The organism is Citrobacter sp. RHBSTW-00859, assembly GCF_013729795.1.
GTDB classification, from domain to species: Bacteria; Pseudomonadota; Gammaproteobacteria; order Enterobacterales; family Enterobacteriaceae; genus Citrobacter; species Citrobacter braakii.
Map to the genome: position 1 here is coordinate 3,244,332 of NZ_CP056284.1, position 13,312 is coordinate 3,257,643.

Here is a 13,312-nt window from a genome sequence, read left to right on the forward strand (position 1 = left end):
CGTAGTGGAGTTTCGCTGTCATGCGCCTGGTGCAACTGTCCCGCCATTCCATAGCCTTCCCGTCACCGGAAGGCGCTTTACGCGAGCCTAACGGTTTGTTGGCGCTTGGCGGCGATCTCAGCCCTGCCCGCCTGCTGATGGCCTATCAGCGCGGTATTTTCCCATGGTTTTCACCTGGCGACCCTATCCTTTGGTGGTCGCCCGATCCGCGCGCCATTCTTTGGCCCGAGAAATTTCACCTCAGCCGCAGCATGAAACGCTTTCATAAAAATTCGCCTTATCGCGTGACGCTCAATTACGCGTTTGGTCAGGTGATTGAAGGCTGCGCGAATGACCGGGAAGAAGGCACCTGGATAACGCATGATGTAGTGGATGCTTACCATCGGCTGCACGAACTGGGGCATGCCCACTCAATTGAGGTGTGGCGACAAAATGAATTAGTGGGCGGTATGTATGGCGTGGCGCAAGGTACGCTGTTTTGTGGCGAATCGATGTTCAGCCGTCAGGAAAATGCGTCGAAAACCGCACTGCTTGTTTTTTGCGCTGAATTTATCCGTCAGGGCGGAAAATTAATCGACTGCCAGGTATTAAATAGCCACACAGCCTCGCTGGGCGCCGTCGAAACACCGCGTCGGGAGTACCTTGAGCACCTGAGCAGACTGCGCCAGCAGCGGCTACCGAGCCATTTCTGGATTCCCAGGACGTTATTTTCACCTCAGGAGTGAATGTTTTCGGCACATTTTTTGTCGGGGTGTTATAATTGTCGCGCAGAGTTGGTTTAGCCCATTACCCCGCCGCCGTTAAGGAACAGTTCGCGTCAGGCAACGCCTATCGTTTATCTCCTCGTTCCCTTACACGTTGCGCTTTAAGTGCGGCTTTGCCGTGTGTGGATAGAGTAATGCGCCAAACCCGATTTGCTGTGTTTTAAACGCACAAATCTTTACTTATTAAAAGAACTTCGGCATTATCTTGCCGGTTCAAATTACGGTAGTGATACCCCAGAGGATTAGATGGCCAAAGAAGACAATATTGAAATGCAGGGTACCGTTCTCGATACGTTACCTAATACCATGTTCCGCGTAGAGTTAGAAAACGGTCACGTGGTTACTGCACACATCTCCGGTAAAATGCGTAAAAACTATATCCGCATCCTGACGGGCGACAAAGTGACTGTTGAGCTGACCCCGTACGACCTGAGCAAAGGCCGCATTGTCTTCCGTAGTCGCTGATTGTTTTTAACGCCCGAATGGCGTCCAGATAATAAAAGGTCGGTTTAACCGGCCTTTTTTGTGGGCTGAAGCCTGGTATTTAATCCTCAATCATCCGCGCATATTCTTCCGTTAAGAAATCCACTAATGCGCGCACTGACGGTAATAATCCCCTGCGTGATGGAAAGACTGCGTGAATAATTTCTCGCTTAGGTTCCCAACCGTCGAGCAACGCCACCAACTCACCCGCAGCTAATTGATCTTTTACCATCAACTGTGGAAGTTGAACAACACCTACGCCGGCGACTGCGGCTTCGCGTAACGCCAGCATATCGGTGGTGATCATACGCGGCGTGAAATGCACCTCCGCCCGCGCGCCCTGCGGGCCGAATAATTCCCAACGATGCACATGTTTACCAGAGGCCAGACTCAAACCTGGCCAACGGGTCAGCTCTGCCGGAGAGTGTAGCGCCCCCATCTGCTCAATTAACTGTGGGCTGGCATACAAGCGATGTCCTCTGTCCGCCAGGACGCGCATCACCAGGTCGCTATCCTCAAATGGCCGAGGTCTGACGCGAATCGCCACATCCAGACCTTCTCCAACGACGTCAACACGACGGTTAGTGGCCTCCAGTTGTACTGATACGTCAGGATAACGTGCCATAAAACGGGCAAGCATTGGCCCGATATGCACATGCAGCAATGTGACAGGACAAGTCAGCTTCACAACGCCACGCGGTTCAACCTGTAACGCGGCAATGGCATCCTGCGCCGCCTGCGCCTCCACCAGCATCGCCTTACAGTGTTCGTAAAAGGTTTGCCCGACTTCAGTCACGTTAAATTGCCGGGTGGTTCGCTGAATCAGTCGTACCCCCAGCCTCTCTTCGAGTTGCGCTATTCGTCGGCTCAGTTTTGATTTTGGTTCATCAAGCGCCCGACCCGCCGCCGCGAATCCCCCTTCCTCTACAACATGCACAAACCATGCAAAATCATTGAGATCCGGCCTTGTCATTTCATTGTCCTATTTTTGAGACAGTGAGAGCTATTTTAGCTACTACTCAGCTCGCTGTCATGAATATAAGCTTATTTACATCATAACAACGCCACTGAGGAGACACATATGAAACAAGTAACAGGCGTCTACACCGCACCTCGCCCACACTGGGTTGGCGATGGATTTCCGGTTCGCTCGATGTTCTCTTACCAGTCTCATGCTGAGCAATTAAGCCCGTTCCTGCTGCTTGATTACGCGGGTCCGCATACGTTTACGCCGGGTAACGAAAAACGCGGCGTAGGTGAACACCCTCACCGCGGTTTTGAGACGGTGACTATCGTTTACAGCGGCGAAGTTGAACACCGTGATTCAACCGGTCGCGGCGGCATTATCGGCCCTGGCGATGTGCAGTGGATGACCGCTGGTGCAGGAATATTACACGAAGAGTTCCACTCCCCGGAATTTACCCGTCAGGGCGGTGAACTGGAAATGGTGCAACTGTGGGTCAATCTGCCGGCAAAAGACAAAATGGCCGTACCGGGTTATCAGGGCATCAGCAGCGATGTTATTCCCACCGTCGCCTTGCCCGATGATGCAGGCAGCGTTCGCGTGATCGCGGGCAGCTATCAGGATTCGAAAGGCCCGGCACACACCTTTTCACCGCTGAACGTCTGGGATATGCGCCTGCAACGTAATCATCCGCTGACGTTGTCCCAGTCTGAAGGGTGGAGCACCGCTCTGGTGGTATTAAAAGGGAATATCACCGTAAACGGCACCACGCCTGCCAGCGAAGCGCAACTGGTAGTGCTAAGTCAGCAGGGGAAAACGCTACACATTGAAGCCACCAGCGACGCCAGCGTGCTGCTGTTGTCTGGCGAACCGTTGAACGAGCCGATTGTAGGTTACGGCCCGTTTGTGATGAATACGAAACAAGAAATCGCTGAAGCCGTCCGCGACTTTAACGCCGGCCGCTTTGGCCAAATCTGAATCGAAGGAGAAGAATATGTCCAGTCCTGCAAACTTTAATGGTTCACGTCCGGTCATCGATGTGAATGATTCCGTCATGCTGCTTATCGATCATCAGAGTGGGCTATTCCAGACCGTCGGCGATATGCCCATGCCGGAACTGCGTGCGCGTGCCGCCGCGCTGGCTAAAATCGCAACCCTGGCGAAGATGCCGGTAATTACCACGGCATCGGTACCGCAGGGGCCTAACGGCCCGTTGATCCCAGAGATCCATGCCAATGCGCCACATGCCCAATACGTAGCACGTAAAGGCGAAATCAACGCCTGGGATAACGAAGACTTCGTGAAAGCGGTCAAAGCTACGGGTCGTAAGACGCTGATTATCGCCGGTACGATCACCAGCGTGTGCATGGCTTTCCCGGCCATCAGCGCGGTTGCGGAGGGCTACAAGGTCTTCGCAGTGATCGACGCTTCCGGTACTTACAGCAAAATGGCACAGGAAATCACCCTGGCACGTGTTGTTCAGGCTGGCGTGATACCGATGGATACCGCCGCCGTCGCTTCTGAAATTCAGGGGACATGGAACCGTGAAGACGCCGCTGAATGGGCGGAAGTGTATACCAAAATCTTCCCGGCTTATCAGTTGCTGATCGAGAGCTATAGCAAGGCCCAGGAAGTCGTGACCAACGGCGAAAAACTGGACTCTCAGCGCTAATCATATTCTCCGCGCCTGTCCGGGCGGAGGAATATGTACATTGCGTAACCAAACGAGAGTTAACACGTAAATTCTGCTTGACCGTTTTAGCGCAACTCCCTATAGTAGCGCCCCGTTGCCCCCCAAGCGGTCAGGCAGCAATACAATATGGTGAGGTGTCCGAGTGGCTGAAGGAGCACGCCTGGAAAGTGTGTATACGGCAACGTATCGGGGGTTCGAATCCCCCCCTCACCGCCATATTCGAGAAAGAGCTCGTACGTAAGTACGGGCTTTTTTTTCGCATGTTGCACGCCTGCGGGGGGATGAGAAGCCCCGACCGGGGGTCGACAACTGGCGCAGCCAGTTGGACAGACTGAGAGCGCAGCGAACAGGCTGCCCGAAGGGCGAGCGAAGCGAGTCAATCCCCCCCTCACCGCCATATTCGAGAAAGAGCTCGTACGCAAGTACGGGCTTTTTTTTCGCATGTTGCATTTGCCGGATGCAGCGCATGCGCCTTATCGGGCCTACATTTCAACATCTCTGCGTAGCCTGATAAGCGTAGCGCCATCAGGCATGTCGGTTATTGTCGGCTGAGCAGAGTTAACACTTCGTAATGCGCGGTATGTGGGAACATATCAAAAAGTTGGACGCGTTCAATGCGATATCCAGGCAACTCGCGGATATCCTTTGCCATGGTTTGTGCATTACAGCTGGAGTAAACGATAAAACGCGGTGCCATGCGGGAGAGAAAATCGCACAGCGGCTTCCCAATCCCCCGACGAGGCGGATTCACCAGCACCAGGTCCGGCACTTCTCCCTGCGCGGTAGCAAACTGGGTTGAATCCAGCGCCTGAAAATGCAGATTCTGCAGCCCAAGCTCCTGCGCCGACTGTTTCGCGCAGGTAATGGCCTCTGGCGCAATTTCAATACCCGTCAGTTTCATCTGCGGCGTGGCGCAGTGCAAACCAAAACCCCCGACGCCGCAAAACAGATCCCACATGTGATTAACCGGAAGCTGACGCACCCAGTCGCGCGCCGTGGCATATAAATGCCCAGCCACCACAGGATTGGTCTGGAAGAAGCTCTGTGGGCGTATCCACAATGGCACATCGTTAAAGCGTTCAGCCAGCGCCTGTTGTTCCGTCAGGAAGATTTCGCTCTCCCCTTCCATAATCGCCATATGCACAGGTTGAATATTGGCGGTGATCACTTTTAACTGCGGAAGCTGCGCCTGTAACCATGGCAGCGCCGTACGCAGTTGTGCCAGTTTCGCATCGGAGCGCAGAACAAAACGCAGCATCATACCGCCATCAAACCGGCTTTCCGTTAACAGCAGATATTTCAGCTCCCCGCGTTTGCGCGCCACGTTATAGGGCGTCAACCCCGCACGGGCGATAAACGGTTTAAGTGCAGCAAACACCGGCGCAAAAGACTCAGGATAGAGCGGACACTCGCACAAATCCTCCGGCGTACCGTCACGATGCAACATCCCCAGCAGCGGTTTTTCCACGCTGCCGCTGACCACCATTTTGGCTTTATTACGAAAAGCGCTCTCCGAGCCGCTGACCGGCGCGCACCATTCTCCGACCGGATAATCGGCCAGCAGATTCTGCAGATCGGCTGTTTTGGCGAAGAGTTGATCGGCGACAGGCTGCGTTATCCACTGACAAGAGCGGCAGCGTTCGGCGTCATAAAGTGCGCACTGCATACAAAAACCTAAAAATTAACAGGGGGCGAAGATTATACACGTTATTGCAAGCGGAAGAACCGCCTGCTGGACGCAGGAACAAACAGCAGTAGCAACACCAGCATATCCGGCAATTTTTGCATCACCAGCGTATGCAGGATTTCACATCTGGACTCTCCCGCAATACTGAACAGTTCCGGATATCCATAGCCCAATGAGGCCGCCCACAGATAGACGCTGGCGATAATCTGGGTCAGTAGATAGACCCAGCGTGCCCAGTTCCGACCTTTAACCAGCGAAAATGCGCAGTAAATTTCGATAAACAGCAGCACCAGGCTACCCAGAAACACCAGCGTCAAATTCCAGGACTGGACGCTGCGATGAATAAACTCGCTGGTTCCGCGAAACCCGAGCGTATTAAAAATCATCAACAGATCGAGACAGCGGATCATGATAATAGCCAGCGCCGCCACCTGCACTAAAGTAGGGACGTTTAAACGGGCATGTGATGTGGATGATTTCTTAAAAAATCCCAACGCGTCGTCTTCCATGAAAACGGCGCAGCCACCGCAGCTGCGCCGTATAGACAGGTTGGCAGATTTTAGTTTTTTCAGCCGCGTCTTGCACGTTGGATATCGCGAATCCGTTGTTTTTCTGTTCGCGCCATCAGATACCACGCGATAAATCCGATAATTCCTACCACGCCAAGTATCAACGTCGCCAGCGCGTTAATCTCCGGATTGACCCCCATACGTACGCTGGAGAACACCAGCATGGGTAACGTTGTGGCGCCAGGACCAGAGACAAAACTGGCAATGACCAGGTCATCGAGCGACAGCGTAAAGGCCAGTAACCACCCTGAGATCACCGCCGGCATAATCATCGGCAGCGTGATGACGAAAAAAACCTTCAGCGGCGTGGCACCAAGATCCATCGCCGCTTCCTCAATGGAGTGATCCAGTTCGCGTAAACGCGAGGAAATCACTACCGCCACGTACGCTGTACAGAATGTGACGTGCGCCAGCCAGATGGTCAACATACCGCGATCCGCTGGCCAGCCGATGGTGTGCGCCAAAGCCACAAACAGCAGCAGCAGCGACAAACCGGTAATGACATCCGGCATCACCAGCGGTGCGGTGATCATAAAGGCGAAACCATTTGATCCACGAAAACGACCAAAGCGCACCATCACCACGGCGGCGATGGTACCGAGAATTGCCGCCATCGTCGCAGCGCAGGCGGCAATCGTTAAGCTCATGCCGACGGCGCTTATCATCGCGCTATCGTGGAAAAGCTCACCATACCAACGCGTTGACCACCCCGCCCAGACCGTCACCAGCTTGGAGCTGTTAAACGAGTAGATAACCAACATCAGCATCGGCGCGTACAGGAAGGTAAAACCCAGTACCAGGATAAAAATACGCCACGGCGAGCGAACGACCGGTAAGTTATTCATCCGTGTTCCCCCACGCTTTTTTGCTGATATTTATGAAACCACATGATCGGCACAATCAGTAACAGCAGCATAATAATGGCGACGGCAGAAGCCACCGGCCAGTCACGGTTATTGAAAAATTCCTGCCAAAGCACGCGCCCAATCATGATGCTGTCCGGGCCGCCCAGCAGTTCCGGGATAACAAACTCCCCAACCGCCGGAATAAACACCAACATTGACCCAGCGATAATCCCGCCCTTGGTCAACGGCACGATCACGCTAAAGAAGGTTTTCAATGGTCGGGCGCCTAAATCCAGTGCCGCTTCCACCAGCGAGTAATCAATACGCGTCAGCGCGGTATAAATCGGCAGCACCATAAAGGGCAAATAGGCGTAAACAATACCGATATAGACCGCCAGATTGGTGTGCAGAATCGTCAACGGTTGGTCGATAACGCCCAGCCACATCAGAACGTTGTTCAGGACACCGTTATTTTTCAGGATCCCCATCCAGGCGTATACGCGAATCAAAAATGACGTCCAGGACGGCAGGATCACCAGCAGCAACAGAATATTGCGTGTCGAGGGTTTGCTGTGCGCGACCGCCCATGCCAGCGGATATCCCAATAGCAGGCAACAGACAGTCGAAACCCCCGCTACCTGCAAAGATTGCAGGTACGCATCAAAATAGAGCGGATCGTCCGTCAGTTGCAGGAAATTGCCTAAATTGAGGGTGATGGATAACTGGTCGTCAGCCCATGAAATGAGGTCAGTATACGGCGGAATAGCCCGCGCCATTTCAGCCAAACTGATTTTGAAGACGATCAGAAATGGCAGCAGAAACAGGAGCATCAGCCACACATACGGCAGCGCGATGACCAACTTGCGCCCGTGCTTCATTTGCAGCCGCGACATAAACAGCGTGAAACGCCCCACGTTATCCACGCGCGCCGGAGGTTCAAGTGTACTCATCTTCGCTCCTTAAACCGTCAACACCACACAGCTGTCCGCATCCCAACATAAACGGACTTCGTCACCCCAGGTGGGTAATCCCTTGCGATAACGATGTTCATTTTGTAGCTGAGCGCTCAGCATCTGGCCGCTTTTCAAACGTACGTGGTACACCGACAAATCACCCAGATAGGCAATGTGCACCACTTCGCCTACCGCGAAGTTATATCCCTCTGGCGGAGGGGCTTCGCAGAGCATGATTTTTTCCGGGCGCAGCGCAACATACACCGGGACGTTATCGACAACGGAAGCGTCTGCGTCCACTTTCAGCGGATGTACCAGTCCTGGAGACTCAATAACCAGACCATCTTCCTGACGTTCTTTCAGCAGCCCCTCAAAGACGTTAACCGAACCGATAAATTCTGCACTGTAACGCGTAGTCGGATGCTCGTAGATCTCTTCAGGCTCGCCGATCTGGACAAATTTGCCACGGTTCATGATCGCAATGCGGCCCGCCATCGTCATGGCTTCTTCCTGATCGTGCGTCACCATCACGCAGGTCACGCCGACACGTTCAAGGATATCCACCACTTCCAGTTGCATGCGGTCACGGAGCTTTTTATCCAGCGCCCCCATCGGTTCATCCAACAGCAGCAGCTTCGGGCGTTTCGCCAGGCTACGCGCCAACGCCACGCGCTGACGTTGACCGCCAGAAAGCTGATGCGGCTTACGTTTGGCGAACTCCTGCATATGCACGAGGCCCAGCATCTCACTCACCCGGCTGGCGATTTCAGCCTTCGGCAGCTTGTCCTGCTTGAGACCAAAGGCAATGTTCTGCTCTACCGTCATGTGCGGAAACAGTGCATAGGACTGAAACATCATATTAATCGGACGCAGATAAGGCGGAACATGCGCTAAATCGACGCCATCAAGCATAATTTGCCCGGTTGTTGGCTGTTCAAATCCCGCCAGCATCCGCAACAGGGTCGATTTACCGCAGCCGGACGCCCCGAGCAGAGCAAATATTTCACCTTTGTAGATAGTAAGATTGACGTCATCAACGGCGTGCTGACCGTCAAAGGACTTGGTCAGGTTGCGAATTTCAAGCAGCGGGGTCAGCGCCTTGCGGATTTTCGCTTGTGGGCGTGGGGTTGCATCATTCAATTAGGCGCTCTCCGGCATAAAACAAAGAAACGGTGCAAATAACGCACCACGGTGGTGCGTATTGCCGGGTTATATGTGTCCGGGATCAACACTGCCCGGCAGGCGTAAATCCTGCCGGGTCACGTCCCGTACATCGGGTTATTTCCCGCTTTTTACCTTCGTCCAGGCGCGAGTACGTACACGGTCGATCTTCGGATCCTGTACTTTCAGCGTGAACAGCTTGGCGCGGACATCGGCAGGCGGGTAAATGCCCGGGTTGTCGCGAACGTCCTGGCTGACCAGTGCTGTCGCTTCTTTGTTGGCATTGGCATAGAACACGTGGTCAGAAATATGCGCAATTACATCAGGGCGCAGCAGGTAGTTGAGGAACTGGTAGGCTTCGTCTTTGTTTTTCGCATCGGCTGGCATCGCGAACACATCAAAGAAGGCCATCGCACCTTCCTTAGGAATTGAGAAGGAAATATTGACGCCATTTTTCGCTTCTTTCGCCCGGTTTGCCGCCTGCCATACATCCCCGGCCCAGCCAATCGCCACGCAGGTATCACCGTTTGCCAGGTCGTTAATGTACTGCGAGGAGTGGAAGTAGCGAATATTTGGGCGCAGTTTCAACAGCAGATCGGTTGCCGGTCCGGTGTAATCATCCGCTTTGGTACTGTTTGGATCTTTACCCAAATAATTCAGCACGGTGGCAAACACTTCTTCGGGCGCGTCGAGGAAAGAGACGCCGCAGCTTTTGAGTTTTTCCAGATTTTCTGGCTTGAGGATCAGATCCCAGCTATTAACCGGCGCATCTGGCCCCAGTACCGCTTTCACTTTATCCACGTTATAGCCAATACCGGTTGTTGCCCACATATACGGCATCGCAAACTTGTTGTCCGGATCGTGTTTACCCACCAGCTTCAGCAATTCAGGATCGAGGTTTTTCCAGCCAGGCAATTTGCTCTTATCCAGCGGCTGGAAGACGCCCGCGGTCAGTTGACGCTCAAGGAAACTGGCGGATGGAACGACAAGGTCAAAGCCGGTACTGCCAGCCATGAGCTTACCTTCCAGCACTTCATTGGAATCAAATACGTCATAGATAACTTTAATTCCGGTCTCTTTTTCAAAATTAGCCACCGTATCCGGGGCAATATAATCAGACCAGTTATAAATATGCAGCGTTTTTTGTTCAGCAGCGAGCGTGCCAGCAGAGATGGCCATCAGAGCACCCGCAACCAGGCCTGGTAACCATCGTTTATTTAAGGCGGTCATAATCTCTTTCCTTCTGAAAGTTCGTTAACAAACGAACAAAAATGTCACACTCTAATGATATGCAAGAAACGTGCATATTCTTTCAAGCGGCACCCATGAAAAGAGAGGACTCTCCTCACGCCGCTATTGCGCGCTGGTATCCCCCCATGCATTCAATATGCATTGTGGCCACAGGTCAGGCCACAAGGGGCTGTTTGAATGATGACGTTGATCAGCTTCGCAAGAATAACTTTAGCCAGGATTTGTGGATATAGCCCAGATTAAAAAACGTCTTTTATCAATTTTTTATGCATGAATTGTCTATGACATACAGCGGAAGGCGCTGAATGGAGGTGAATAATTCTTTAATGAACGGTTAAATGCAGAATAAAAACAGGCAATACGCAACCGCTTTGGCAGCGGCTGCGCAATATATGTCCAGATTCAGGAAGAATTAATGGAGGAAATGAACTTCGGCGTTGCTGTTTTGCGCATCTTCTTCAGCGTTAAATAACAGCTGATGCGCACCGGCCTCGAGGATCACCATCGATATTTGCTCTTCACTCTGGCGAACAAAATATTCGAACTGCTCAAACGTCACGCCCGGGATAACGGATAAAGACTGGCAGACCACCAGCTTTGGCAGATTATCATCCTGCATATCCAGAAAGGCTTTCACCGTCAGTGAACTGGCGTTAATCGCAGACAGATCGGCGGCCAGCGGCAGTAGTGCAGAAGGTCTGACTTCTGCCATCGCGGAAAACAGAATGACGTTATCGACCAAATCAACTTTTGCATCAAAGATGCCGTCAAAATTCTGCATGTGCGGCAAATGCAGCGCCTGACAGGTATCGCATTCAAAAAAACTCATGCCCAGGTCGTCGAGCCATTGACGCAACGTATCCAGAGTGGGAACGACCAGTGATGTCATAATAATGTGCGACCTCTATTGATGAAAAAAATACCGGCACAGCTTACGCAAAAAGAGCGTGTCATACTACGATCGCAATCGATATTGTGCTTAGCCGCCGATTTTAAGGCAAAATTCAGGCGTAGCGTGACGCTCAATCCACTGGATCATCTTGCCGGCAATGTCTATTCCGGTGGTTTTCTCCACCCCTTCCAGGCCAGGAGAAGCGTTGACCTCCATGACCAGCGGCCCACGTTCAGCACGCAGAATATCAACGCCAGCAACGTCCAGACCCATTGTCTGAGCGGCTTTGAGCGCAATTTCCCTTTCGCGCGGCGTGATATTCGCAATAGTGGCAACCCCACCGCGATGGAGATTAGAACGAAAATCACCTTCTTTGGCCCGGCGCTCAATGGCGGCCACCACCTCGTCACCCACCACGAAACAGCGAATATCTCGCCCTTTCGCTTCTTTGATATATTCCTGAACCAGAATATGGGCATTCAACCCACGAAAGGCATCCACCACGCTTTCTGCAGCCTGGCGCGTTTCCGCCAGTACCACGCCGATCCCCTGCGTACCTTCAACCAGTTTCACCACCAGCGGCGCGCCGCCAACCATGTCAATCATGTCGCTGGTATCGTCCGGAGAGTGAGCAATCCCGGTGATGGGTAAATCGATTCCCTGACGCGCCAGCAGCTGCAGCGAACGCAGCTTATCGCGCGCACGCGTAATCGCTACCGACTCATTCAGCGGATAGCTACCCAGCATCTCAAACTGGCGCAACGCCGCGGTACCGTAAAAGGTAATCGCTGAACCAATCCTTGGGATCACTGCATCGAAATGAGGAAGCTGGCGGCCCTTGTAATGAATAGAGGACGCCGCCGGGCTGATGTTCATATAGCAAGAAAGGGGATCGATAATTTCAACCAGGTGACCACGCTGCATCGCCGCTTCACGCAGGCGCTTACAAGAATAGAGCGTTCCGTCCCGGGACAAAATGGCAATTTTCACCCTGCACCTCTCTGAATGACCTGGTAAAAGCTGGCGTATCATACACTGCGTTAAAATCTTTAGCGCGTAGCCCATCCCTGTTTATGCAAATATTCCAGGATAAAGGGACGACTTTCTTTAATGATGGTGCGGCGAATATGGTCGCTCCAGGTGTCACGACGCGTATTGCTCCCGCGGGTCAGATAGTACTGCGCGAGCTGCTCATCATATTGCGACAAAACGTCTTTGTTGAGTGGCTGATACTGATTTTCGTGCACCACAAGCGACGCTGGCAGTCGCGGCTTGATATCCGGGTTATCAGCAGGCCAGCCGAGGCATAGCCCAAACAACGGCAGAACATGTTGCGGAAGCTTCAGCAGTTCAGTGACCGGCTCAATATTATTTCGCAGACCGCCAATAAACACGCCGCCAAGCCCCAAAGACTCTGCCGCCGTCAGCGCATTTTGCGCCATCATCGCGGTATCAACGACGCCCAGTAGCAGCTGTTCCGCCAGCCCGAGTTGCGCGTCAGGGCAAATCTGCAAATGGCGATTAAAGTCAGCGCAAAACACCCAAAACTCAGCGGCCTGCGCCACATGTTTTTGTCCGCCGGATAAAATAGCCAGTGATTCACGCAGGGCGTTATCTGTTATGCGAACGATGGTTGTGCATTGTAAAAAACTGGAGCTTGAGGTCCCCTGAGCGGCGGCAATAATCGCCTCCCGCTGCGCATCCGAAATGGCATCATTGGTGAAATGGCGAATGGAACGGTGGCTACGAAGTAAATCAATGGTTGGCGTCATCTCTTTTTCTCTGTCTGAACGTGAAGAATCACCGGGGGTTCGTGACATCAGCTGCGGCGCAACCAGTTGAGCAATACGCCACGTTAATACCACCGCGGCGGGAAGCATCAGCAGCACACCCAGAAATATCATCACCACGCAGGCTAACGGACTGCCAAGCGGTGCGGGTAAAGTGAGGTAATCGTTAAGCGATAGCAGCGCCAGCGATAACAAAACCATCCCGATTATTTCCAGCATCAATACGCTTTTGGGTAATGCACCAATTGTGCGCATAAGCG

Annotated in this window: 14 protein-coding genes, 1 tRNA gene and 1 pseudogene; 5 read left to right on the plus strand and 11 right to left on the minus strand. The window is 52.9% G+C overall.

Annotation, left to right across the window (positions count from 1 at the left end; all coding sequences use genetic code 11):
* The first annotated feature begins 20 nt into the window (after positions 1–20).
* Both aat and infA read left to right on the plus strand, forming a co-directional pair.
* Positions 21–725, plus strand: coding sequence for a leucyl/phenylalanyl-tRNA--protein transferase (gene aat, locus HV302_RS16250; protein WP_016152424.1), 705 nt, complete (start codon positions 21–23; stop codon positions 723–725).
* Positions 726–1,010: 285 nt separating this feature from the next.
* Complete coding sequence (gene infA, locus HV302_RS16260) at positions 1,011–1,229, plus strand: translation initiation factor IF-1 (protein ID WP_002211347.1); 219 nt, start codon at positions 1,011–1,013, stop codon at positions 1,227–1,229.
* A gap of 79 nt (positions 1,230–1,308) precedes the next feature.
* On the opposite strand, the gene HV302_RS16265 is transcribed toward infA, so the two are convergent.
* Complete coding sequence (locus HV302_RS16265) at positions 1,309–2,220, minus strand: LysR family transcriptional regulator (protein WP_016152423.1); 912 nt, start codon at positions 2,218–2,220, stop codon at positions 1,309–1,311.
* A 108-nt stretch (positions 2,221–2,328) separates the two neighbouring features.
* On the opposite strand from HV302_RS16265, the gene HV302_RS16270 reads away from it, so the two are divergent.
* The 3 genes from HV302_RS16270 to HV302_RS16280 all read left to right on the plus strand — a co-directional run bounded on the left by HV302_RS16270 (position 2,329) and on the right by HV302_RS16280 (position 4,120).
* Positions 2,329–3,189: a pirin family protein gene (locus HV302_RS16270; RefSeq protein ID WP_181626286.1), complete on the plus strand. Its 861-nt coding sequence runs from the start codon at positions 2,329–2,331 to the stop codon at positions 3,187–3,189.
* A 16-nt stretch (positions 3,190–3,205) separates the two neighbouring features.
* Complete coding sequence (locus HV302_RS16275) at positions 3,206–3,883, plus strand: isochorismatase family protein (RefSeq protein ID WP_016156101.1); 678 nt, start codon at positions 3,206–3,208, stop codon at positions 3,881–3,883.
* 149 nt (positions 3,884–4,032) lie between these two features.
* Positions 4,033–4,120 (plus strand) — tRNA-Ser (locus HV302_RS16280).
* 322 nt (positions 4,121–4,442) lie between these two features.
* Here HV302_RS16280 and rlmC read toward each other — a convergent pair.
* From rlmC to HV302_RS28050, 10 genes and pseudogenes are all read right to left on the minus strand, one after another.
* The gene (rlmC, locus tag HV302_RS16285; RefSeq protein ID WP_181626287.1) at positions 4,443–5,570 is read right to left on the minus strand and encodes a 23S rRNA (uracil(747)-C(5))-methyltransferase RlmC; all 1,128 of its coding nucleotides are present in this window, start codon (positions 5,568–5,570) and stop codon (positions 4,443–4,445) included.
* A 41-nt stretch (positions 5,571–5,611) separates the two neighbouring features.
* Positions 5,612–6,100, minus strand: coding sequence for a YbjO family protein (locus tag HV302_RS16290; RefSeq protein WP_181626288.1), 489 nt, complete (start codon positions 6,098–6,100; stop codon positions 5,612–5,614).
* A 59-nt stretch (positions 6,101–6,159) separates the two neighbouring features.
* Positions 6,160–7,005, minus strand: a complete 846-nt coding sequence (gene potI, locus HV302_RS16295; protein WP_047501199.1) for a putrescine ABC transporter permease PotI — start codon at positions 7,003–7,005, stop codon at positions 6,160–6,162.
* The gene (gene potH / locus HV302_RS16300; RefSeq protein ID WP_019076381.1) at positions 7,002–7,955 is read right to left on the minus strand and encodes a putrescine ABC transporter permease PotH; all 954 of its coding nucleotides are present in this window, start codon (positions 7,953–7,955) and stop codon (positions 7,002–7,004) included. The genes potI and potH overlap by 4 nt, the downstream gene beginning before the upstream one ends.
* A gap of 9 nt (positions 7,956–7,964) precedes the next feature.
* Entirely contained in the window at positions 7,965–9,098 is a 1,134-nt protein-coding gene (potG, locus tag HV302_RS16305; RefSeq protein ID WP_016152415.1) for a putrescine ABC transporter ATP-binding subunit PotG, read from the minus strand.
* A gap of 138 nt (positions 9,099–9,236) precedes the next feature.
* A complete protein-coding gene (gene potF / locus HV302_RS16310) occupies positions 9,237–10,349 on the minus strand; it encodes a spermidine/putrescine ABC transporter substrate-binding protein PotF (protein ID WP_016152414.1) in 1,113 nt (370 codons plus the stop codon).
* 433 nt (positions 10,350–10,782) lie between these two features.
* Complete coding sequence (locus HV302_RS16315; protein WP_016152413.1) at positions 10,783–11,259, minus strand: YbjN domain-containing protein; 477 nt, start codon at positions 11,257–11,259, stop codon at positions 10,783–10,785.
* 90 nt (positions 11,260–11,349) lie between these two features.
* Positions 11,350–12,252: a 30S ribosomal protein S6--L-glutamate ligase gene (gene rimK / locus HV302_RS16320; RefSeq protein WP_016152412.1), complete on the minus strand. Its 903-nt coding sequence runs from the start codon at positions 12,250–12,252 to the stop codon at positions 11,350–11,352.
* 59 nt (positions 12,253–12,311) lie between these two features.
* Positions 12,312–13,034 (minus strand): oxygen-insensitive NADPH nitroreductase, encoded by a 723-nt coding sequence (gene nfsA, locus HV302_RS16325; protein ID WP_220131628.1) that lies wholly within the window; start codon positions 13,032–13,034, stop codon positions 12,312–12,314.
* A pseudogene (locus HV302_RS28050) lies at positions 13,018–13,307 on the minus strand (YbjC family protein). The gene nfsA and the pseudogene HV302_RS28050 overlap by 17 nt, the downstream one beginning before the upstream one ends.
* Between the last annotated feature and the right edge of the window lie 5 nt (positions 13,308–13,312).

Coding starts and splice junctions, on each gene's coding strand:
- aat (WP_016152424.1), top strand. CDS start 21: ATGCGCCTGGTGCAACTGTCCCGCCATTCCATAGCCTTCCCGTCACCG.
- infA (WP_002211347.1), top strand. CDS start 1,011: ATGGCCAAAGAAGACAATATTGAAATGCAGGGTACCGTTCTCGATACG.
- HV302_RS16265 (WP_016152423.1), bottom strand. CDS start 2,220: ATGACAAGGCCGGATCTCAATGATTTTGCATGGTTTGTGCATGTTGTA.
- HV302_RS16270 (WP_181626286.1), top strand. CDS start 2,329: ATGAAACAAGTAACAGGCGTCTACACCGCACCTCGCCCACACTGGGTT.
- HV302_RS16275 (WP_016156101.1), top strand. CDS start 3,206: ATGTCCAGTCCTGCAAACTTTAATGGTTCACGTCCGGTCATCGATGTG.
- rlmC (WP_181626287.1), bottom strand. CDS start 5,570: ATGCAGTGCGCACTTTATGACGCCGAACGCTGCCGCTCTTGTCAGTGG.
- HV302_RS16290 (WP_181626288.1), bottom strand. CDS start 6,100: ATGGAAGACGACGCGTTGGGATTTTTTAAGAAATCATCCACATCACAT.
- potI (WP_047501199.1), bottom strand. CDS start 7,005: ATGAATAACTTACCGGTCGTTCGCTCGCCGTGGCGTATTTTTATCCTG.
- potH (WP_019076381.1), bottom strand. CDS start 7,955: ATGAGTACACTTGAACCTCCGGCGCGCGTGGATAACGTGGGGCGTTTC.
- potF (WP_016152414.1), bottom strand. CDS start 10,349: ATGACCGCCTTAAATAAACGATGGTTACCAGGCCTGGTTGCGGGTGCT.
- HV302_RS16315 (WP_016152413.1), bottom strand. CDS start 11,259: ATGACATCACTGGTCGTTCCCACTCTGGATACGTTGCGTCAATGGCTC.
- nfsA (WP_220131628.1), bottom strand. CDS start 13,034: ATGACGCCAACCATTGATTTACTTCGTAGCCACCGTTCCATTCGCCAT.